The sequence below is a fragment of the Mesobacillus sp. ABV4_180 genome, assembly GCF_056158485.1.
The window spans coordinates 2,866,319-2,884,421 of record NZ_JBSWTJ010000001.1; the positions used below are offsets into that span (position 1 = coordinate 2,866,319).

An 18,103-nucleotide genomic window follows, 5' to 3' on the forward strand; every position below is an offset into this window, starting at 1 on the left:
ATTTCTAATTACTATTTATCTTTCAGCTCCGGCAATCTGTGTAGGTTCAAAATGTTCAGCCATGACAGGGATGACAAGTTCATCACCAGGATGGATCATTTGTCCGGCAATCCCGTTTTCCTTCTCTACCCAGCTGACGAACTCATTCTCCGATAGATTATGATCATGAGCAAAAGTTTCTGCAAGCTCCCATAAAGATTGCCCTTCTTCTATAGTAACAGTAATGTATGCATCCTCGTTATTTAAATGGAACTTAGCAACAAGTGAAAAAATCAAGCTGACAGCAAGCAGTATAATTGCGAAAGAATAGTTTTCCCATAGTTTCTTCATATCCAGCACCTCTTAACGAATATATGTTCGCTTTATTTGTTTTTATTATAAATCGAACATTTGTTTTGTGTCAACTCAAAATTCGAACTTATGTTTGTATCCGTGAGATGGACATGGTATAATAAGGACAAGAAATTATACGAGGTGCGTGAATATGACAAAATTATCAAAACGGCAGCAAGATATTTTTGAATTCATAAAAGGTGAAGTCAAGAAAAAAGGGTATCCACCATCCGTACGCGAAATCGGCGAAGCGGTCGGGCTAGCCTCAAGTTCCACAGTCCATGGCCATCTGGCAAGGCTCGAAAGCAAAGGTTTGATCCGCCGTGACCCAACTAAGCCGCGTGCAATAGAAATTTTGGATATCGAAGAGGATAGCCGAATCCCTAAATATAATGTAGTGAACGTACCTGTGGTCGGTAAGGTAACTGCCGGTATGCCAATCACGGCAATTGAAAATGTAGAGGAGTACTTCCCTCTTCCTGACCGTCTTGTTCCACATGATGAGCAAGTTTTCATGCTTGAAATTATGGGAGACAGTATGATTGAAGCCGGAATCCTTGATGGTGATTACGTAATCGTGAAGCAGCAGAAAACTGCGAACAACGGAGATATCGTTGTAGCGATGACAGAAGATGATGAAGCAACTGTAAAACGCTTCTTTAAGGAAAAGGACTACTTCAGATTGCAGCCGGAAAATTCAACGATGGATCCCATTATCCTTCGCAATGTTTCCATCCTTGGAAAAGTCATTGGTGTTTACCGTCATATGCACTAAAAAAGCAAGCGGCCTCCGCTTGCTTTTTTACATTCTATGAAACTCTTATTGGCGGTAAAAACCTGAACACTAGCTCTCGCTCGCTGCATTTGAATCCTTTTTATGCTTAACACCTTTACTTTTATATGGTTTGGCACTTTTTGCTTTATTCGCGCTCGACTGCCAGCGGTTCCAGCCTTTTTTGCCAGTGCCTCTTCCAGTCCCGCCCTTACTCTTTGCTTTACTCATTAAATCATCTCCAATGTTTTTCTGTTTTAATTTTTACCATTATTCTTGGTGCTTAACCTAAAGCAATATTCAATTATTGTGCAAAAAACATTTACCTAACTATGAGAACAGCACATTTATTGTATATTTAGGTTCCTACCCTATCATCTTGTCCCCTTGCACATAAGATATTGTGTACCACCAGTTGACAAGGGAAGGAGTTGATACAAATGGGATGCAATCGAAATAACAATGATGTAGCGGGCATCTTTTTCCCTAGCAGGGATCGAGATCGGGATCGGGATCGAGACCGCGATCGGGATAGAGTCCGGGCTACTGTTGATTTTGATGATCTTTGCCGTGCAGTTCGCCGTTGCTTGATCAATGATTTAGTTGCAGGTGCCCGTGATGATCGCGATGATGACAGGGACAGAAGGCGCCACCGGAGATGCGGCTGCGGTTTCTAATTTGAAAGTAGATAGCAAAAAGGAATCCCGAAAGATAAAGGTCTTTCGGGATTCTTTTTTAGCAATTCAGCTTATACCCATCTCACATTTTTGGTTGGAAGCACTTTTGAAATCTCTTCATAAAATAAATCATTCTGCCCTTTCGTCATCCATAAATGTACACTGCCATAATCCTGTGTTGTTCTTATTAAACGTCCCATGCCCTGTCTCAATCGCAAAAGCATATAGGGCAGGTCCACATCTGCCATAGCGTTCTTCGCATGTTTGCGCTTCGCCTGGAATACTGGGTCATGCGGAGGGAACGGAAGCGAAGAAATAATGACCTGGATCAATGATTCACCAGGCACATCCAGCCCTTCCCACAGACTGTATGAACAAAGAACTGTTGTCACGTTTCCCTGGAATTCCTTAACCGTTTCACTGATTTCACGATCCCCTTCAAAAAGGATGGAAAATGACCAATCTTGTCGATCAGCCCATTCTCTGAATCGCTTCATTTCTTGTAATGACGAAAACAGAACGAGTGACTTGCCAGTTTTGCTTCTAAGATCATTGCCGATTTGTGTCCATTTAGCATTCTCATCATCTTCAACACGGGCAAACATCTCCATCTGTTCTTCATAATCAAATGGTGAAGCAACTGTGAAAGAGGTATATTGTTCAATTCCAAGGCTTTTCGCTATATAGCTGAAATCTCCTGCCTTGGATAATGTTGCTGATGAGAACACAAACGGGATATTCTGGGCAAACACTTCTTTCTTTAAAATATCCTCAACCAGGCGCGGCATGATCACAAGTGAAGTCTGCACTTCATTTTCTTCAAGCCAGAAAATACCTTCATCATTTTTCAAGAAAATGGACAGTCCATATGTGAAGAACTCAAGATACTCCTCCATGATTTTTAAATGGTACTCATCAATCACGAACATCTCCGCGTCAAAGACTAACTGATCCATTAATTCACTTACTTTATTCTCAAGTGTTTGAGCTGTTTTCTTTATTCCCGGAAGCAAAGGCACTTCTTTACGACTTGAACCTTCGACAGCTTTCGAATTCTCGACAAGAAGGTCAAACCATGCATCATGAAGTTCGAGGATATCCTCGATCAAATAAAGCGATTCCTCCCTGACATCCTGGTGCATATATCCAGTCAGTACAGTAGTCAGGGTTTGTGAATTAAAACGGTAGGTCAGCCCTTTTTGTGCCGCAAACTCAAGCAAATGTCCTTCATCAAAAATGACTGTGCTCGCCTCAGGAAGCAAAGGCATTTGCCCTTCACGTTTGCGTGATTCTTTAGTCCAGACATGCTCCATATAAAAATCATGTGAGCATATGATCAAATCCCCGGCATGGCGGTAATAATCACGATTCAGTGTCTGGCCGCAGCGATGGCGCCAATTGCATGTTGAGCATTGTTGTAGGGGATCCCATGCCATCGATGACCATTTTTCATTCGTGACCCAAGGATATTCTTTTCGGTCGCCATAACGAGAGAATGAATTCATTGAAATTCCTTCATCGAAAATGAAATCTGGAAGCTGGTCATGGACATCGAGGATTTCCAAATCATCAGTCGTGTTCGAAAGATCATCAAGTTTCTTTACGCAAACATACTGCTCCCTCGCTTTTGCCAAACGTACGTCCACTTTTAGGCCCAATGCTATTTCAAGCTTTTCGATGTCTCCCCCTCTTTCACCAGCTGTTCAATCAGCGTTTCATCGGAACAGGAAACAATCGCAGGTTTTCCCATATAACGTGCGTACAAAATTGCATAAATCAGATAGACAAAGGTTTTGCCTGTGCCCACTCCTGCTTCAGCAAAAATGATCCCTTTATTTTTGAAGGCCTGTTCCACCTGGAACGCCATATAGATTTGTTCATCGCGGAGCTCGTAGCCTTTTTCAGGCAGAATATCGTAAAATACATCACCAATATAATCACCCAGTAAATCAAAAAATGTATCGTTTTTGGTAATGGTAAATGGAAGTTTATTTGTCATGCATGTTCTCCTCAAATATTAATGCCGGCAAAAAAGCCAGCTTTTATCATAACAGAAAATCAGCCTGTAAGTGAAAGAAATGATCAAATTAAACACTAACAAAAAATCACAAACAAAATTGGTATATTCTGCTAAAATAAATTCAGATACCAAAATAGGGAGTGATGTGACAGGTGAAACGCTTATTTTACATAAGTACTGTAATTATTACCGTATTACTTTTATTCAATCTTTATCAGTACAACAGAAATGCCGATTTCGAGAAACAATTAGGTTTTGATTATCAAAGAACTGTCCGTGATTCCATGTATGTATTGGAAGAAGGCAATCCTAAGCAGATGATCAAGACATTACAAGGAGAGGATGGCCAGTTCAGATTAGAAAGACATATTGGTGAACTGACTCTTTTGAGCAGAAAATTCCACATGATGAACGGTAAAATTTCGATGATTGGCGTTGTACTGGATTCAATTGTCAATGACTTCCATGAGCTGGCAAAAAACTTCAATAATGAAATGGATTATCACTATTACGAAAAAGCAATCACAAGCAAAACGCAGTTTCTCATAACACTACTAAATGAAATGGATTCGATATCAGGCGAAAATGAACGCCGCTATTATCGAGAATTCACAAATTCCGAATCAAAAACTTCTAATTTAGTTTGGATAGAATATAAGAAATTTGAAAAGAAATAAAAATTGGAGGAACACAAATGAAATATATGATTCGGCAGGAGACCACTAGAGACTTCCCTGGGATTCGGGAAGTTAATTTTCATGCTTTCAATGATCGGGATAATGAAGCACGTTTGGTTGAGCTTATTAGAGATTCAGAACAATTCATCCCTGAATTAAGCCTTGTCGCGGTAGATGAACATGAGGCGATTATCGGACATATCCTTTTCAGCACCATCGATCTTGTCACTGAAAACGGAAACATTCCGACAATAGGTCTTGCCCCTATGGCTGTAAAGCCCGGCTGCCAGAATTCAGGGATTGGCTCTTCCCTGGTAACGGAAGGATTAAAAGCAGCCAAATCTATGGGCCATAAACATGTGTTTGTACTTGGACATCCTAATTTTTACCCGAAATTTGGCTTTTCACCAGCAATTAAATTTGAGATCAATTCCCCCTTCCCTGTGCCTGACGAAGTATTCATGGCACTTGAACTAGAAAAAGGAGCACTGACGGGATTAAAAGGGAAAATTGAATATCCTCCTGCATTTAATTCCGTTAGCTGATTCTTAGTGAAAGTGCCAATGTGGCACTTTTATTTTTGTTTAAATAGTGTAATTTTACACTAAACGATAATATAATAGGTAAATGATAAACCACGAGGTGAAATATGAGACATAAATGCTGGTTCGTAGTACCTTTGTTGCTTTTGGTCTGTTTCTTCTATTTCTTTTTCAACGGAAACCCGTTATCCAGTTCAGAAGCAAACAAGCTTGCCAGAGATTTTCTTGAAGAACGTTACCCTAGAGTAGAATTCACGCTGAGCAATAATGGTTATTATCCTGGTGAAGGAACATACATTGTTGGATTCCGGTCATTGGATAAGGAAGTCTCTGGGTCTCTCGATGTAAGAAATGGTGTAATCAGATTTGAAGAAAATGGAGATGCTGAATGACTGCATCTCCATTTTAATTTTTTTTATGAATGAACATTAAGTCATAAAATGCAAAAGCAGTTGCCAGGCCAAGCGGCACGCCAAAATCCCAGTTACCTAAATCCTCTGGCCAGAAAAAATAATTCAACACCCATGATAACGCCATTAAGAATGCGAAGGCACCAATGAATTTCAAGATTCTCTTTCTAAAAGTACCCGACTTCATTTTCCTCATGTTCATAATAATGAGTAAAACCTGAAAGAGTGCATAGAGCATCATGAAGATGACAAAGCCAACAACAAATCTAAAGGCGTAAGGTGTATTCAAATCAATAAATATTATGTACATTGTAATGAGCAGCCCTACTATAAACAAGCTGAATAATATGATGTTAATCCACTTTTCTTTATTCACAAATCACCATCCAGCAGTTTGGATTTTAAAATCTGCACCTGCTCTTCATCTGTTAATCTGCCATACCCCTCATTTTCTTTTTCACTGATGATGGTCGCGGTCTCACCTTCAAACCAAATTCTGTATTGATACAATATTTCAGGCATATTCTTTTCTTCCTGAATAAAGAATGTGGCTACCACATCTTCCCGTCTTGCCATTTCAGGTTTTGTGTTCGGTTGCCATTCGATTTTTTCAAATGCTTGTTTAATAGGCATTAGCATTTCTTTTTTAGCTATGATTGTTTCTTCCCCATTTTTCGTCCCATCTGGAGAGATTTTTTGCACATCGATCCTTGTGAGCTCCGGTTTGAAATTACCGCTGCAGCCTGTAATGAATAACAGAAGAACGCTCAAGGATATCACAAACTTCCACATGTTTATTCCTCCGAAATAAGTAGTTTGCTCTAAACCTTCACCGTTTTTGATTTCCTTAATAAGTTATAAACAGAGAAAGGAGCTGTATTGATGGATATCCATTTTGATGAGCTAGTGCAGGATATGGTTATCGCTTTATTAGATATCATTGTTATTTTGCTTGTTGAAGATAATCCCATTTTGGCAGTTGCCCTGGTTGCCCTTATAAAATCTGTTACCAAAGACCACCTCATTAGGATTTTATTTATTTTAATGATTATCGCAATCGGGACGACAAAGGAAATCTAAGGTAACATGACCTCTGAAATCTTCCTCTGCAAAGTAATTTTGTGAAAACTCCCTTTGCACCAACCGTGTCCAGTCAGCACGATCACCAAACTTTCTTTTTAATACAAACTCACTCATACAACTCCCCCAATTTACTGGTAGTCAGCACAGTTTGTTGATTCAGTTGTTTCTGGAATCATTTATATCGTTGCCTTAAATAAGGTGGATTTTGATAAGTTAATATGTTGATATTAATAAATCTGAAACAGGCATCTGTTCGGACATTTCTGCGCGCCTTCTCTAGATTTTTGTCCGATGGAGACAGGTCTTCGGACGTTTTTGACTACCTTCTCCAGATTTTTGTCCAAAGGGTACATTTCTTCGGACTTTTCTGCGCGCCATCTTTAGATTTTTGTCCGATGGAGACAAGTCTTCGGACGTTTTTGACTACCTTCTCCAGATTTTGTCCAAAGGGTACCTAACTTCGGACATTTCTGCGCGCCTTCTCCAGATTTTTGTCCGAATACACCCGCTTTGGACATTTTTTCACAGAGTCATTGCCTAAAACTGCAGTTCCATTGGTTCCTCACAAATGGTGTATCCATTCCTGCCGTAAAAGTCAATGCTCGTGTCACTTGGCCAGACAATGATGAACTCGTAGTTCTTGTCCTTGGCCCATTCATTCACTTTTGTAAGCAGCTGACTACCTATGCCTTTTCCTCTATATTCAGGCACTGTATAAACATTGGTCATATAAGCAAAAGGATTGGTCACTCTGCCAGGCCGAGGAACTTTATTGATTAATTCGATATAAATATGCGAAACGACCTTCCCTTCCTCTTCAGCAATCCAAATGAACCATTGCCCGCTTGCGAAAGCATTCTTTATAAACTCTCCACATTCTTCCTCAAATGAACGATACTCTATGCCTACTCCCATTTCCGGATAGTCTTCCAGGGTAAAATCCCATCTCATCTTAATTAACTGTTCGATATCATTTTCCTGGGCCAATCGAATTTCCATCTTTCCATCCCCCTGACTATATAATAAATCGCTTGTTCCGCTCCATATCTTATCAGTGTTTTTTCACGCTTCATGCCAATTTTTTCAAGCAGCCTGCAAGATGCCTGGTTGGCAGTCTGTGTTTCTGCGATTAACCTAGGAAACTTTAATTCTTCCAGAGCAAATCTAACCACTTCCTGAACCACTTCTGTACCATATCCTTCTCCCCACCAATCAGGCATTAGTTGATAGGAAACTTCCTTATCTTCTCTGTCATGATGGACAGTAATGGAAACTACACCAATGAAGTCACCATTCCGGTTATCTTTTACGATCCAGTAATGCGCACCCTCTTCAACAAGCATCGCTTCTCCAGCAGCCAAAAGGACGCTTTCGTCCACTACTCCCCCAAGAAACTTCCTAACTTCATGGTTTACATACAGTTTTTTCACTTCATGAAAATCGGATTCATTTAGCTTATTAAGAACACATCTCTTAGTCTGCAACATTCGTCATACCTCTTTTCAAAATCACAAGAACCCTTTCTGTAAAACCTGCTTCACCAGCAGCACTTACAAGTCCCCTTAAATCAGCCTTCTTTAGCATGTCATCCATTATCTCTTTATATGATAGATAATTTACGTCCTGGTCAGATGCAATGATGTCAATCATTTCATTTTCGCTTAATTTTCCTGACACCTTATCAAACTGAACAGCGGCGTGGATTGCAAACCCCTCGTAGAACCACTTCGGTCCCATCTTCTCCTCATCTCCGTTCAGGATTCGGATATGCAATACATGTGCAAACTCATGGACGATCAACTTTATGTATGAATCATCTTCTACTCCCTGCGGATAAACATTTATATAGATATCAGGTGAGACTATCAGCAGCGCATCATTTGCTATTACGGCCACAGCGGTTTCTGGAACATTGATATCCACATCTAAATAAAATGCTTCTCGAACCTTTTCATCGAAACTATTTTTCGTATCGAACACTTGAACTTTACTAACCAGCGGAGCAGTGACATGGTGATCCCACCCGTGCCTGGCTGCAAAACTATCAAGCTTTTGTATTGCCTTCCCAATCATAGACATAAATTCATTTCTCTGTAATTCCAATGAGGCTGGCAATTCAAGTTCCAGAAAAATCACCTTTTTCCATTATTTTTTCTATAATAAAAACCAAAACTAAAAGGCAGCAACGGAACCAACGCCAATACCCTAAACCAGTTCTCAGCTCCCAGGAAATAAAGAGATGGTAGCAAGATGGCAATCCCGCTCATTATAAGATGTTTCCATGTTTTATTGGCCAAACCATAAAAAAATAGAATAAAGGAGGTTCCAACCAGCAACCAAAATAATGTCCCTGCCACCCGTTATTCCTCCTTATGAACATCAAGATTGTTTAATCATCGCTTCTTCACTAACCCAAAAACCGTCAATGTCAAATATTCTTCTGTATATCCAGTTCCCAGCTGAACCATCGGCCATGGCCTTCTGTTTCACCCACTAAGTTCAAGTGCTCTCCTCCTTTCTGATAATAATCGAGGTGCAGAAAGCGATCGTGGATATTATTATATATATGGAAAATATCTCTTTGGGCTCCGATTTCTTTTATTCGTTCCAGGAAAGTTTGTTTTGTTTCAGCAGGCATCTGGTTGGCGACATGGGTATGGAATACACAAATCGCATGTTCTGATGGGATCTCTTCGGCAATTTCTTTAAGTAGTTCAACTCCATCTCCCTCAATTAATTTCACTGTTTGGCTGCTTATGTAAGTCGCCGCTGCTTCGAACAGCTTCCGCCGGTCATAATGTTCTGGCCAGATGAGTGCTTTCAGCCATAAATAATCCTCATCGTCCGTAACATTATTAACATGCAGGTCGATTCCGATTCTGTGTGCTACTTTTGGAATAATCAATTGATCAAACGGCTTTCTTTCGCCTAAAATTTCAGAGGTTATATGAACTTTTGATTCCATGTTCCCATATATCTGATTTGTACCGTATGAATAACTGTACTGGTCTACAAAAAGCTGCAGTCCTGCACTGGTCCCAATTTCGATTAGCGCTAATGGGCTATTTGTCTTTTGAAAAATATGGCTGAATACGGGATAAAGATACGAACATCTCCTGACTTCATTTGTCTGAACGATTTTATCTTTAAGCAGCAACTTCATTTCTTCTGAATATATCTGGCAAAAATCTGCGAAATCAGGATAAGCTTCCTCGGGATTCTTTGTAGTTGTGCTGATGCTTGGATAATACTCTTTCAGTGGGTGATCGATCCCCTTCAACAATAAATAATGAACAGCTCCAAAAAACAGATTCGGTACTGGCTGCCCCTCTTTTGCCTCTGCAGCGATCTTGAGCAATTCATTGTCTTCGGCTATTTGCAAAGAGAGACATTCGTAAAGCGGACTTGATGCACTGCATTCTTTCATTGCGAATTGTTTAAATTTTAATGAGATATCCGAATACATAAAGACTCTTCTCCTTGTGTATTTGCACAACGTAAACTTTCTTATACTATTTAATCCCACCACAAATATAATTTTTTTGTTTCCTTCATCTCTTCGATGAACTCTTCAATACTGCCAGCACCCTGATCAACGACATCTGGGCAAAATTTATAGATTTCTTTGGCGAAGGACTTGAGCTCATTGTTTGATGGAAATACATCAAAATTCGCTTCGACCCAGTCAAAATCTGCGCCAACTATAGTGAATGGATAGCGATTATACCAATCTTTAATTTTTCTGATCACTTCTTCATTGTCGATATCGTAATTATCCCCATTTGTCTGCTGAACTTTAAGAATGTCAAACTGGTCAGAACCTTTAATAATGGCAACCTTTTTACGCTCAGAATCGCAAAGAAAAGCCTGGTAACCCACCTGCTCCAGTTCCTTCATCAGCTTAGATAAAAGTAATTCGGATTCTTCCTCGTTCGTTTCAAGATAAACTCCCGCAAGTTCAGCATCTTTGTCGGAGTATAAGACCGTCTTATAAAAAGGCCTCAAACGTTCATCTGAAACCTTATTAATAATCGTCAATGCGTCATCTGAGATTCCAGCTTCATTAAAATCGACATTCTGTTCTTCCCTATTGCCGAAACCGAAAAGCTTCTTCCAATTCATATATCCTTCTCCCGCAAAGTTTTTTGTTAATATTTCATTTGTTGAACCCCTGGCAATTACTCTTTAGATATTTCAGCACTACCATGGAAAGCTTAGCTGCATTAACTAAAAAAAAGGCATTATTTCTATCCTGAAATACTCCAAAGGTTGATGAGTTTCAGCATAATTATCACTTGTAAATACAGTTACTAATTTCAAATCAGGCACTACAATGATATATTGACCTCCATATCCCCTTGCAAAATAGGTTTGCGGAAAGGCAGGAAGTCCTTCTTCACCTGAAAGGATCCACCAGTGGAATCCGTACAGTCCAAAATAAGGTCCTTCATATCTGGGGACTGTCGATTCATTAATCCATTCTTCAGAAATGATTCTCTTGCCTTTCCATACGCCTTTATTCATCATCAGCATTCCGAGTTTAAGCAGATCATAAGGTTTCAGTGATAATCCGAAACCCCCGATTACAACTCCTTTTGAATCTGAATGCCAGCTATAATCGTTGATTTCCAGCGGTTTGAACAAATATGTTTCAGCAAAGCGGGTCACTGGTTCTTCAGCAGCTTTTTGCAAGATTGGCGCTCAGCAAATGTGAAGCACCGGAATTATAATGCATATACATTTCTGGATCTTCTACCATTTCACGCTCCAGCACGAACCTTATCCAGCCCTGGCTATTGATCATCGGCATCGGCTGCCGCTCCAACTTGAAAACTCCGGCCAATCAAAACCAGTAGTCATTGTCAGTAAATGTTCAATGGTGACATCCATTTTAGATTGATCAAGACCATCGAAATAATCCGATATCGGCTGTTTTACACTCTGAATATCCCCCTGGTCTATGGCAATTCCAATCAAGATAGACAGCACACTTTTTGTTACAGAGTTCAATTTATGCAATTTCTGCTCCAGCATTTTATTACGAAAAAATTCATAAACTACTTTGTCCTGATAAAAAACAAGGCAAGAGTTGATTTTCCCCTTTGTCCGTTTCTTTGATAAATTACTATTTAGGTTCATTTCCCCACCATATCATCACACGTAATAATCAAATCTGCATTTTCCACCGGCCTTACAGTTTCAATATAAAATTCTTCAGCTTTCCAATATCTCTTTTTGAATTTTTCAATTTGGCTCTGAGTCTGGGGGCTTTCCCTTGAAAACCTAACATCCTTTGGACAATCCAAATAAATGATAAAATCATAGTAATCCTTCCATTCCGGACGCATAAGAAACACTCCTTCTATTAGGAAGACCTTTTTACCAGATACATTTATTTTTCTAAGGATTGTTTTATCCAGCTCATGGTTATAAAATGGCAACTCGAGTTCCTGGGAATTGCCGAGATTCTCAAATAAAGCTACTTTTAGCCATTCCACATCCCATTGCAATGAATAATACTCCCGCCACTCCTGATGCCCAGTGTCATATCTTTTTGATCGCTCAACAATATGGTCATCTAGATGGAAGACATGATGCGATATTCCCATGTCCCCCAAATTCGAAGATACTCTTTTAACAAGGGTTGTTTTCCCTGACCTGCTCAGGCCGTCAATCCCCAGTATTAAGTTTTTCAATTTACCAGATTCACTCATAACTAATGAAAGCAATTGTTCGTTAACATCCACTTTTCAAACCCCACATTTTAAATATGAAAACTACAATTAATTATTCGCTAACCCGCCATCTTTTACCTTTTTCAGACAAAAATTACGGCCTTTAAAGAGGCGGCTTCATTTCATTTGAATTTTATTTGGTATACGTTCTGCTTCTTCAATGCTTTCCTTCAGCCAGATGGGAGCGTTGGGATGAGCGAAGATTTCTTCCGCAGTCATCCAGTATACAGCATCCACTTCAGCAGGACTTTTAACAAATGGTTCTCCTGTTTCTATCTCACAATAAAAAACCAGGTCAAGAACTTCCTTTCCATTTTGAAGCAAGAAAGACGTATTCCTTACATACTGAACCTCATCCTTGATCAGAATGCCGACTTCCTCAAACAACTCTCTCTTCAGAGTGCGTTCAAGCAAGTCTTTCGAGAAACCCTCATTCTCGACTGTTCCGCCTGCAAGAGAGAGCAATCCTCCTGCGTGCTCTTCTTTAGAACTTCTTTGAATGACTAACCATTTGCCATTTCTATACAGTGCACCCTCTACGTTTAAAATGAACATATCCGATCCCCCACTCCTTTTCTTCCTCTTAATTCTGTTTTCCTAAAACCAATTCCTCCTTTAAGCAAAAAGACCTGTAACTTTTTAGGATGAAAAAATACATGGGTTATTTCCAAATAGTTACACATAAATTTTACTAATTTTAATATACTGAAAATTCGATAAATTTACACATGCTTTTCCACCATTACGACTTGTATAATAGTAATACACCAAGAGTTACCTAAGGTCACCCCAATAAAAATTTGGACTTTAGGAGAGTGAGGAAAAATGTTAGAAAACATTCTTTTCGCAATCGCCATTGGTGGTTTTGTTGGATTGACAGGGCATGTAAGGAAAAGAGGAAAGATCATCATGCCAAGACGGACAAAAAAATTCATCTACCTTGGATTTTTTGAGGAAATTCTTACAGGGGCGTTAGCGGCAGCACTCTTGGTTGTTTCATCTGAAGCGGATTCGCTTCTGAGAGTATTTTTAATGTCAATCATGGCTGGATTTGGCGGAGACGCTTTACTCAGAGGTCTCGAGTTATTCCGAATAAGTAACAGTAACCCAGGCGGGGAGGAAATGGCTAGTGAAAAAACCAATACCTCAGCCTGATAGAATGAAGTTTGCTAACGCCATTGGTCAAGCAGCTTCCAAAGTGCTTGTTTTTTTTTGGTAAAAATAAAATTGGGAAAATTTCAAGCCTTCCATCCTTCCTTCCCCACATAAAAAATCCACCGAATGGAACCAATCCTGAATTTTCGACGAGCTCCATCACCATTTCCTTTCAGTTAGTTTTGTTCATTCAAGATTTACCAAGATCTTAACGCATTATTCGTTACAGCCAGGGAAACTTAAAACTAAAACACTGAGGAGAACATGATGGATCTTAAACTTTTCAGATTGATCAATAATTTGTCTGGACGAAATTCTCTTTTGGATTATTTGATGATCTTCATTTCCAATCGAATTCGCTATGCTTACGTCTTAATCATTGTGATGTTATTTTTCAAAAATCGCACTAACAGAAAAATTGCACTAGAAACTGGCAGTTCCGTATTCATCAGCTTCATCGCCCATTTCTTCATAAAATTGTTTTATCATAAACCGCGGCCTTTCAAAAAAAGACGAGTCGGCATTCTGATCCCATCAAAAACGGATTCCAGTTTCCCAAGCAAACATGCCGTCCTGGCATTTGCTGCTTCCACTACGATTTTGATGTTTCATCGGACATTAGGGAGACTCATGATCTACATGTCTGCACTTACTGGTTTTTCACGAATTTGGGTTGGCCATCATTACCCTTCTGACATTTTCGGCAGCGCTGTTCTGGGTTCAGCAATTAGCGTTGTAAACCGTGTGATTTTTTATAACAGTTTCGGGAGAAAACCAGAATAACATTAGGTTTTATACTACCCTAATCGCAAGTTCATTTTACTGCTGACAAAAATCTCCCCGGTTAATTGACCGAGGAGATCCATTTCAAGTCTAAAAATATACGCTGGTTATTCACTGCAGCCATAATCTACTGAATCCAAAACCTCTTCACTACATTGCCATTTTCCTCCGTAAAACTAGTATCCTGTTTGCCGCCATTTTTAAGGATGGTCCGTTCCGAGGCGACATTGTCCGCATCGCAAACGACAAGTACCTTTTGTATGCCCAATTCGTTCGTCTTCTCCAGGGAAAAAGCAAGGATTTTCGTCGCATAGCCCTTCTGACGTTCACTTGGCCGGATTCCATAACCGATGTGGCCACCGGAATTCATAAGTCTTTCTGTAAGTGCATGCCTTATATTAACTGCTCCCAAAACCCGATTGCTTTCGTTAATTAGCCAGTATGTTGAATCCCTTACCCAGCCTTCAGGAATGTTTATACCGTTCTCGTTATTCATCAAAAATTGGACCATTCCAGGGAAATCAGATGGATCCTTTTCGATCACCCACGGAATCATATCCTCTCCGCTAGCCATCCACTCCTCATAAAATTCCAGGTATTCTTTTTCTAAATCTACTGTCGGCTTAACCAAATATACTTTTTCTCCCATTTCTTCATGCCCCTTTTGTAAAATTTATTCCTACTTTATCCGCCGCAAACATTCTATTTCACAGCCACCATTTTCGTTGTGGTACCAAAATCGTATCCAGTCCCAATTCTTCATTAAACCATTTTCTGAGCAACGTTTTCTTCACTAAGTATTCCGACGCAGAATGCGATACGCCGATTAGCGACATATTTGTTTCTGGCACATAATCCACCATTTGCTGGAATTTTTTCTTGCCATATTCGTTATCAATATGGCAATGAATCTCTCCGGTGATATAGGCCTGTGCTCCTCTTTGCTCTGCTTCCTTCATCCAGTCCACCTTGTCACCGCAGCCTGCAACAATCGCAATTTTCGTAATGCGTTCATGCTTCTTGCCTTCAAAATCCACATATGGAATATTGAAGATTTTCTCCAGTCTGGAAACAAGAAAGTCTGTGCTGGTTTCCTCTATTTCGCAAATAAATACCAGGTCAATCCCTTTGTACTCTGGCAAAAAACCATCAACTTTTTTAGCTCCTAATGCTTGCTGGATTGCAACACTAGTCCCCAGCTTTCTATGAAAATCCAATGGTTCATGTACCGTATAAACAGAAAGTTTTTTCTCTATGATTCCAGTAATATATTTTTCTTTAATTGGGACAAAGCCTTTCCCCCATTCGCCATTCGGATCACCGCATTCCATCAGCAAAGGATGATGCATAAATAGAAGATCACCTTCTATGCTATTTTCGATAAAATGCTCTAGCACCTCGTCTGTTGGAAACACAGCCAAGAATACTTTGCTTACCTCTGGAGCTCCTTTTATCATCAACCCATTGAAACGTACAGTAAATTCCTTTTCAAAGATACCTTTCCAATCAAAACCCGTCTCTTCATAGGCTGCCGGAAGAAATCTGCTGAACCCTGGATCCTTTCCAAACTCTTCGATTTCAAAAACTCGATTTAATTCACTCACAATGTGCACAAGCTTCAACATTACCACCCCATATCTAGTGTAGACTCTTTCCGATTTCTAACGTTAATTCAAGATTCTCTATTGGCAGCGAATAGCAGCTGAATTTCAAGCCCCCTCCGTCACCAGAACAATGTGATTCCTAGAAAAATTTCAAATGGAAACCAATATACATTTACAATTTTAAAATAATAATATAATATTTATGAATATTTTCCGCTTAATCTTACCGAAGAACGGGGGAACCAATTGGCGTCTTCTCGCCTGGGGTGAATTCAACCTGAAAGGGCTTTGCGTTTCCAAGTCCTAACCCGACAGCTAACCTCGTAAGCGACCAAAGGGAACAGTAGATCATAATCTTTGTGGTAAATGACACCCTAAGTGTCTTTTTTTACGGAGAAAAACAATCTTGTATCCCTTGCCAATTGCTATTACAGCATAGAATTTACAGAAGGTGAGGAAATCCATATGAAAAGAATCAGTTTGGCAGGACAAATATTTATCGGCCTGATTGTCGGTATCATCGTAGGTGCAGTATTTATTGGGAACCCAGCAGTTGCCTCCTACCTTCAGCCGATTGGAGATATTTTTCTCCGTTTAATTAAAATGATCGTCGTACCGATCGTTGTTGCAAGTATCATTGTTGCCGTTGCTGGTGTCGGCGACATTAAACAGTTGGGTAAAATCGGCGGTAAAACGCTCTTGTATTTTGAAATTATCACGACAATTGCCATCATTGTTGGTATCGTCGCAGCGAATTTATTCCAGCCAGGTGCTGGCGTTAATATGAGCGAACTGGATAAAACGGATATTGCCAGTTATGTAGATACAGCCGAAACACAAGAAACAAAGTCTATGATCACGACACTGGTAGAAATCGTCCCAACCAATCCAATTGCTGCTTTTGCAGAAGGCGATATGCTTGCGATCATCTTCTTTTCCCTTGTATTTGGTTTAGGGATTTCGGCGATCGGTGAAAAAGGAAAACCAGTTATAGCCTTTTTCCAGGGAACAGCTGACGCGATGTTTTATGCTACCAACCAAATCATGAAATTCGCACCATTTGGGGTATTTGCACTGATTGGTGTGACAGTTTCAAAATTCGGTCTTGCATCATTAATCCCGCTTGGCAAATTAGTCCTTACCGTTTATGGCACAATGGCTTTCTTCGTAATCGTCGTATTAGGCTTAGTAGCTAAAATGGCAGGTTACAATATTTTCAAATTGATTGTTACACTGAAAGATGAATTAATATTGGCATTCTCGACAGCGAGCTCCGAGACAGTATTGCCAAGAATCATGGATAAAATGGAGAAAGAAGGAGCACCAAAACACATCACTTCTTTCGTCATACCGACAGGCTACTCCTTTAACCTTGATGGTTCAACGCTATATCAAGCACTCGCAGCCATTTTTATCGCCCAGATGTACGGAATCGACATGAGCATTTCAGAACAGATATCACTAATGCTGGTGTTGATGGTTACTTCAAAAGGCATAGCCGGAGTCCCGGGTGTTTCATTCGTCGTTCTCCTGGCGACACTAGGTACTGTAGGATTGCCTGTTGAAGGTTTAGCATTCATTGCTGGGATTGACAGAATCCTTGATATGGGACGTACGGCTGTAAATGTAGTCGGGAACTCTCTGGCAGCCATTGTAATCGCCAAATGGGAAGGCGTCTTCAAACCAAATAGTCAATCAGCTTCATTGAATAAAGCTTCTTAAATTATATTGATATCCAACAGGATCACCTGTTGGATATTTTTTTGCTTTTTTTCTCAATGTTATGACTAAAATGCCAGCTTAAATGCAGCGAGTTGTTCTCCCCAAGGCGCAATTTCTGTTTCGACAAAACCAGCGTTCTTATATGTTTTTCGTGCCCCCTCATTTTCTGGATGATAGCCAATCATGATAGTCGGAATTCTATCTGTGTTCTCCCTTTTAATCTCTTCAATTATTAATTTCACAGCAGCGGCACCGATTCCCCTTCCCTGGCATGCCTGATCTACCATCAAACGGTATACCCAATAATTATTGTCATCCTGGTCAATACCGTACATGGCAAAGCCTATCATCTGATTACCTTCGTATATCCCGGAGGCGCTGAACTGTACAAGGAATTGAACTTCAGCAATCGAATATAGATTAGAGGCCATAAAGTGCTTTTGCTCATCCTTAACCTTTAACTGAATTGCATCCTCCCAGTTGTCCTTCGTAATAGGTCTTAAAGTCAGATCCATAAAATAATCCCATCCTTCTATAAAAATACCATTCTGAACCGATGATATTGTTGTTAACAACTAAATTTCATATAT

The 18,103-nt window shown here is 39.9% G+C and carries 24 protein-coding genes, 2 pseudogenes and 1 riboswitch; of the genes and pseudogenes, 9 read left to right on the forward strand and 17 right to left on the reverse strand.

What is annotated here, in order from left to right:
• Window positions 1-15: 15 nt before the first annotated feature.
• A complete protein-coding gene (gene yneA, locus ACXAEA_RS14745; protein WP_475096640.1) occupies window positions 16-330 on the reverse strand; it encodes a cell division suppressor protein YneA in 315 nt (104 codons plus the stop codon).
• Between the two features lie 154 nt (window positions 331-484).
• Between yneA and lexA the strand changes: the two genes are divergently transcribed.
• Window positions 485-1,108 carry a transcriptional repressor LexA gene (gene lexA, locus ACXAEA_RS14750; protein ID WP_475096641.1) on the forward strand — a complete coding sequence of 208 codons (624 nt, stop codon included), beginning with the start codon at window positions 485-487 and terminating at the stop codon, window positions 1,106-1,108.
• Window positions 1,109-1,177: 69 nt separating this feature from the next.
• Here lexA and ACXAEA_RS14755 read toward each other — a convergent pair whose 3' ends face one another.
• Window positions 1,178-1,336 (reverse strand): DUF3934 family protein, encoded by a 159-nt coding sequence (locus ACXAEA_RS14755; protein WP_475096642.1) that lies wholly within the window; start codon window positions 1,334-1,336, stop codon window positions 1,178-1,180.
• Window positions 1,337-1,545: 209 nt separating this feature from the next.
• Here ACXAEA_RS14755 and ACXAEA_RS14760 point away from each other — a divergent pair, with 209 nt between their 5' ends.
• The gene (locus ACXAEA_RS14760) at window positions 1,546-1,782 is read left to right on the forward strand and encodes a hypothetical protein (protein WP_475096643.1); all 237 of its coding nucleotides are present in this window, start codon (window positions 1,546-1,548) and stop codon (window positions 1,780-1,782) included.
• A 71-nt stretch (window positions 1,783-1,853) separates the two neighbouring features.
• Here the strand turns inward: ACXAEA_RS14760 and ACXAEA_RS14765 are convergent.
• Window positions 1,854-3,781, reverse strand: a pseudogene (locus tag ACXAEA_RS14765) (ATP-dependent DNA helicase).
• 173 nt (window positions 3,782-3,954) lie between these two features.
• On the opposite strand from ACXAEA_RS14765, the gene ACXAEA_RS14770 reads away from it, so the two are divergent.
• The 3 genes from ACXAEA_RS14770 to ACXAEA_RS14780 all read left to right on the forward strand — a co-directional run bounded on the left by ACXAEA_RS14770 (window position 3,955) and on the right by ACXAEA_RS14780 (window position 5,413).
• Window positions 3,955-4,479, forward strand: coding sequence for a hypothetical protein (locus ACXAEA_RS14770; protein ID WP_475096644.1), 525 nt, complete (start codon window positions 3,955-3,957; stop codon window positions 4,477-4,479).
• Window positions 4,480-4,496: 17 nt separating this feature from the next.
• A complete protein-coding gene (locus ACXAEA_RS14775) occupies window positions 4,497-5,024 on the forward strand; it encodes a GNAT family N-acetyltransferase (protein WP_475096645.1) in 528 nt (175 codons plus the stop codon).
• Between the two features lie 104 nt (window positions 5,025-5,128).
• On the forward strand, window positions 5,129-5,413 hold the full coding sequence (locus tag ACXAEA_RS14780) for a YfjL-like protein (RefSeq protein WP_475096646.1): 285 nt from the start codon (window positions 5,129-5,131) through the stop codon (window positions 5,411-5,413).
• A 13-nt stretch (window positions 5,414-5,426) separates the two neighbouring features.
• On the opposite strand, the gene ACXAEA_RS14785 is transcribed toward ACXAEA_RS14780, so the two are convergent.
• A complete protein-coding gene (locus tag ACXAEA_RS14785) occupies window positions 5,427-5,807 on the reverse strand; it encodes a hypothetical protein (protein ID WP_475096647.1) in 381 nt (126 codons plus the stop codon).
• Window positions 5,804-6,223 carry a hypothetical protein gene (locus ACXAEA_RS14790; RefSeq protein WP_475096648.1) on the reverse strand — a complete coding sequence of 140 codons (420 nt, stop codon included), beginning with the start codon at window positions 6,221-6,223 and terminating at the stop codon, window positions 5,804-5,806. The genes ACXAEA_RS14785 and ACXAEA_RS14790 overlap by 4 nt, the downstream gene beginning before the upstream one ends.
• A 90-nt stretch (window positions 6,224-6,313) precedes the next feature.
• Between ACXAEA_RS14790 and ACXAEA_RS14795 the strand changes: the two genes are divergently transcribed.
• Entirely contained in the window at window positions 6,314-6,511 is a 198-nt protein-coding gene (locus ACXAEA_RS14795; RefSeq protein ID WP_475096649.1) for a hypothetical protein, read from the forward strand.
• Between the two features lie 540 nt (window positions 6,512-7,051).
• On the opposite strand, the gene ACXAEA_RS14800 is transcribed toward ACXAEA_RS14795, so the two are convergent.
• The 9 genes and pseudogenes from ACXAEA_RS14800 to ACXAEA_RS14840 all read right to left on the reverse strand — a co-directional run bounded on the left by ACXAEA_RS14800 (window position 7,052) and on the right by ACXAEA_RS14840 (window position 12,804).
• Complete coding sequence (locus ACXAEA_RS14800) at window positions 7,052-7,513, reverse strand: GNAT family N-acetyltransferase (RefSeq protein WP_475096650.1); 462 nt, start codon at window positions 7,511-7,513, stop codon at window positions 7,052-7,054.
• Entirely contained in the window at window positions 7,471-8,001 is a 531-nt protein-coding gene (locus tag ACXAEA_RS14805; RefSeq protein ID WP_475096651.1) for a GNAT family N-acetyltransferase, read from the reverse strand. The genes ACXAEA_RS14800 and ACXAEA_RS14805 overlap by 43 nt, the downstream gene beginning before the upstream one ends.
• Window positions 7,988-8,593, reverse strand: a complete 606-nt coding sequence (locus ACXAEA_RS14810; RefSeq protein ID WP_475096652.1) for a hypothetical protein — start codon at window positions 8,591-8,593, stop codon at window positions 7,988-7,990. Before ACXAEA_RS14810 ends, ACXAEA_RS14805 begins: the two co-directional genes overlap by 14 nt.
• A 53-nt stretch (window positions 8,594-8,646) precedes the next feature.
• Complete coding sequence (locus ACXAEA_RS14815; RefSeq protein ID WP_475096653.1) at window positions 8,647-8,871, reverse strand: hypothetical protein; 225 nt, start codon at window positions 8,869-8,871, stop codon at window positions 8,647-8,649.
• A 71-nt stretch (window positions 8,872-8,942) separates the two neighbouring features.
• Window positions 8,943-9,980 (reverse strand): DUF2332 domain-containing protein, encoded by a 1,038-nt coding sequence (locus ACXAEA_RS14820; protein ID WP_475096654.1) that lies wholly within the window; start codon window positions 9,978-9,980, stop codon window positions 8,943-8,945.
• A gap of 50 nt (window positions 9,981-10,030) precedes the next feature.
• A complete protein-coding gene (locus ACXAEA_RS14825) occupies window positions 10,031-10,636 on the reverse strand; it encodes a DUF4253 domain-containing protein (RefSeq protein ID WP_475096655.1) in 606 nt (201 codons plus the stop codon).
• A gap of 105 nt (window positions 10,637-10,741) precedes the next feature.
• Window positions 10,742-11,653 (reverse strand): annotated as a pseudogene (locus tag ACXAEA_RS14830) (serine hydrolase domain-containing protein).
• On the reverse strand, window positions 11,650-12,228 hold the full coding sequence (locus tag ACXAEA_RS14835; protein WP_475098134.1) for a kinase: 579 nt from the start codon (window positions 12,226-12,228) through the stop codon (window positions 11,650-11,652). The pseudogene ACXAEA_RS14830 and the gene ACXAEA_RS14835 overlap by 4 nt, the downstream one beginning before the upstream one ends.
• A gap of 138 nt (window positions 12,229-12,366) precedes the next feature.
• Entirely contained in the window at window positions 12,367-12,804 is a 438-nt protein-coding gene (locus ACXAEA_RS14840) for an NUDIX hydrolase (RefSeq protein WP_475096656.1), read from the reverse strand.
• Between the two features lie 270 nt (window positions 12,805-13,074).
• On the opposite strand from ACXAEA_RS14840, the gene ACXAEA_RS14845 reads away from it, so the two are divergent.
• The gene (locus ACXAEA_RS14845; protein WP_475096657.1) at window positions 13,075-13,404 is read left to right on the forward strand and encodes a DUF4257 domain-containing protein; all 330 of its coding nucleotides are present in this window, start codon (window positions 13,075-13,077) and stop codon (window positions 13,402-13,404) included.
• 267 nt (window positions 13,405-13,671) lie between these two features.
• Complete coding sequence (locus ACXAEA_RS14850) at window positions 13,672-14,187, forward strand: undecaprenyl-diphosphatase (RefSeq protein WP_475096658.1); 516 nt, start codon at window positions 13,672-13,674, stop codon at window positions 14,185-14,187.
• A gap of 127 nt (window positions 14,188-14,314) precedes the next feature.
• On the opposite strand, the gene ACXAEA_RS14855 is transcribed toward ACXAEA_RS14850, so the two are convergent.
• Together ACXAEA_RS14855 and ACXAEA_RS14860 are read right to left on the reverse strand one after the other, a co-directional pair.
• Window positions 14,315-14,836 carry a GNAT family N-acetyltransferase gene (locus ACXAEA_RS14855; RefSeq protein WP_475096659.1) on the reverse strand — a complete coding sequence of 174 codons (522 nt, stop codon included), beginning with the start codon at window positions 14,834-14,836 and terminating at the stop codon, window positions 14,315-14,317.
• 58 nt (window positions 14,837-14,894) lie between these two features.
• Entirely contained in the window at window positions 14,895-15,812 is a 918-nt protein-coding gene (locus tag ACXAEA_RS14860) for a Nif3-like dinuclear metal center hexameric protein (protein WP_475096660.1), read from the reverse strand.
• A gap of 183 nt (window positions 15,813-15,995) precedes the next feature.
• A riboswitch (cyclic di-AMP (ydaO/yuaA leader) is annotated at window positions 15,996-16,137 on the forward strand.
• Between the two features lie 119 nt (window positions 16,138-16,256).
• Here ACXAEA_RS14860 and ACXAEA_RS14865 point away from each other — a divergent pair.
• Window positions 16,257-17,513 (forward strand): cation:dicarboxylate symporter family transporter, encoded by a 1,257-nt coding sequence (locus ACXAEA_RS14865; RefSeq protein ID WP_475096661.1) that lies wholly within the window; start codon window positions 16,257-16,259, stop codon window positions 17,511-17,513.
• A 65-nt stretch (window positions 17,514-17,578) separates the two neighbouring features.
• On the opposite strand, the gene ACXAEA_RS14870 is transcribed toward ACXAEA_RS14865, so the two are convergent.
• Window positions 17,579-18,028 (reverse strand): GNAT family N-acetyltransferase, encoded by a 450-nt coding sequence (locus tag ACXAEA_RS14870; protein WP_475096662.1) that lies wholly within the window; start codon window positions 18,026-18,028, stop codon window positions 17,579-17,581.
• Window positions 18,029-18,103: the final 75 nt, after the last annotated feature.

Coding starts and splice junctions, on each gene's coding strand:
- ACXAEA_RS14825 (WP_475096655.1), bottom strand. CDS start 10,636: ATGAATTGGAAGAAGCTTTTCGGTTTCGGCAATAGGGAAGAACAGAAT.
- ACXAEA_RS14780 (WP_475096646.1), top strand. CDS start 5,129: ATGAGACATAAATGCTGGTTCGTAGTACCTTTGTTGCTTTTGGTCTGT.
- ACXAEA_RS14775 (WP_475096645.1), top strand. CDS start 4,497: ATGAAATATATGATTCGGCAGGAGACCACTAGAGACTTCCCTGGGATT.
- ACXAEA_RS14755 (WP_475096642.1), bottom strand. CDS start 1,336: ATGAGTAAAGCAAAGAGTAAGGGCGGGACTGGAAGAGGCACTGGCAAA.
- ACXAEA_RS14835 (WP_475098134.1), bottom strand. CDS start 12,228: ATGAGTGAATCTGGTAAATTGAAAAACTTAATACTGGGGATTGACGGC.
- ACXAEA_RS14850 (WP_475096658.1), top strand. CDS start 13,672: ATGGATCTTAAACTTTTCAGATTGATCAATAATTTGTCTGGACGAAAT.
- ACXAEA_RS14855 (WP_475096659.1), bottom strand. CDS start 14,836: ATGGGAGAAAAAGTATATTTGGTTAAGCCGACAGTAGATTTAGAAAAA.
- ACXAEA_RS14760 (WP_475096643.1), top strand. CDS start 1,546: ATGGGATGCAATCGAAATAACAATGATGTAGCGGGCATCTTTTTCCCT.
- ACXAEA_RS14805 (WP_475096651.1), bottom strand. CDS start 8,001: ATGTTGCAGACTAAGAGATGTGTTCTTAATAAGCTAAATGAATCCGAT.
- lexA (WP_475096641.1), top strand. CDS start 485: ATGACAAAATTATCAAAACGGCAGCAAGATATTTTTGAATTCATAAAA.
- ACXAEA_RS14840 (WP_475096656.1), bottom strand. CDS start 12,804: ATGTTCATTTTAAACGTAGAGGGTGCACTGTATAGAAATGGCAAATGG.
- ACXAEA_RS14865 (WP_475096661.1), top strand. CDS start 16,257: ATGAAAAGAATCAGTTTGGCAGGACAAATATTTATCGGCCTGATTGTC.
- ACXAEA_RS14860 (WP_475096660.1), bottom strand. CDS start 15,812: ATGTTGAAGCTTGTGCACATTGTGAGTGAATTAAATCGAGTTTTTGAA.
- ACXAEA_RS14810 (WP_475096652.1), bottom strand. CDS start 8,593: ATGTCTATGATTGGGAAGGCAATACAAAAGCTTGATAGTTTTGCAGCC.
- ACXAEA_RS14820 (WP_475096654.1), bottom strand. CDS start 9,980: ATGTATTCGGATATCTCATTAAAATTTAAACAATTCGCAATGAAAGAA.
- ACXAEA_RS14870 (WP_475096662.1), bottom strand. CDS start 18,028: ATGGATCTGACTTTAAGACCTATTACGAAGGACAACTGGGAGGATGCA.
- yneA (WP_475096640.1), bottom strand. CDS start 330: ATGAAGAAACTATGGGAAAACTATTCTTTCGCAATTATACTGCTTGCT.
- ACXAEA_RS14845 (WP_475096657.1), top strand. CDS start 13,075: ATGTTAGAAAACATTCTTTTCGCAATCGCCATTGGTGGTTTTGTTGGA.
- ACXAEA_RS14790 (WP_475096648.1), bottom strand. CDS start 6,223: ATGTGGAAGTTTGTGATATCCTTGAGCGTTCTTCTGTTATTCATTACA.
- ACXAEA_RS14800 (WP_475096650.1), bottom strand. CDS start 7,513: ATGGAAATTCGATTGGCCCAGGAAAATGATATCGAACAGTTAATTAAG.
- ACXAEA_RS14795 (WP_475096649.1), top strand. CDS start 6,314: ATGGATATCCATTTTGATGAGCTAGTGCAGGATATGGTTATCGCTTTA.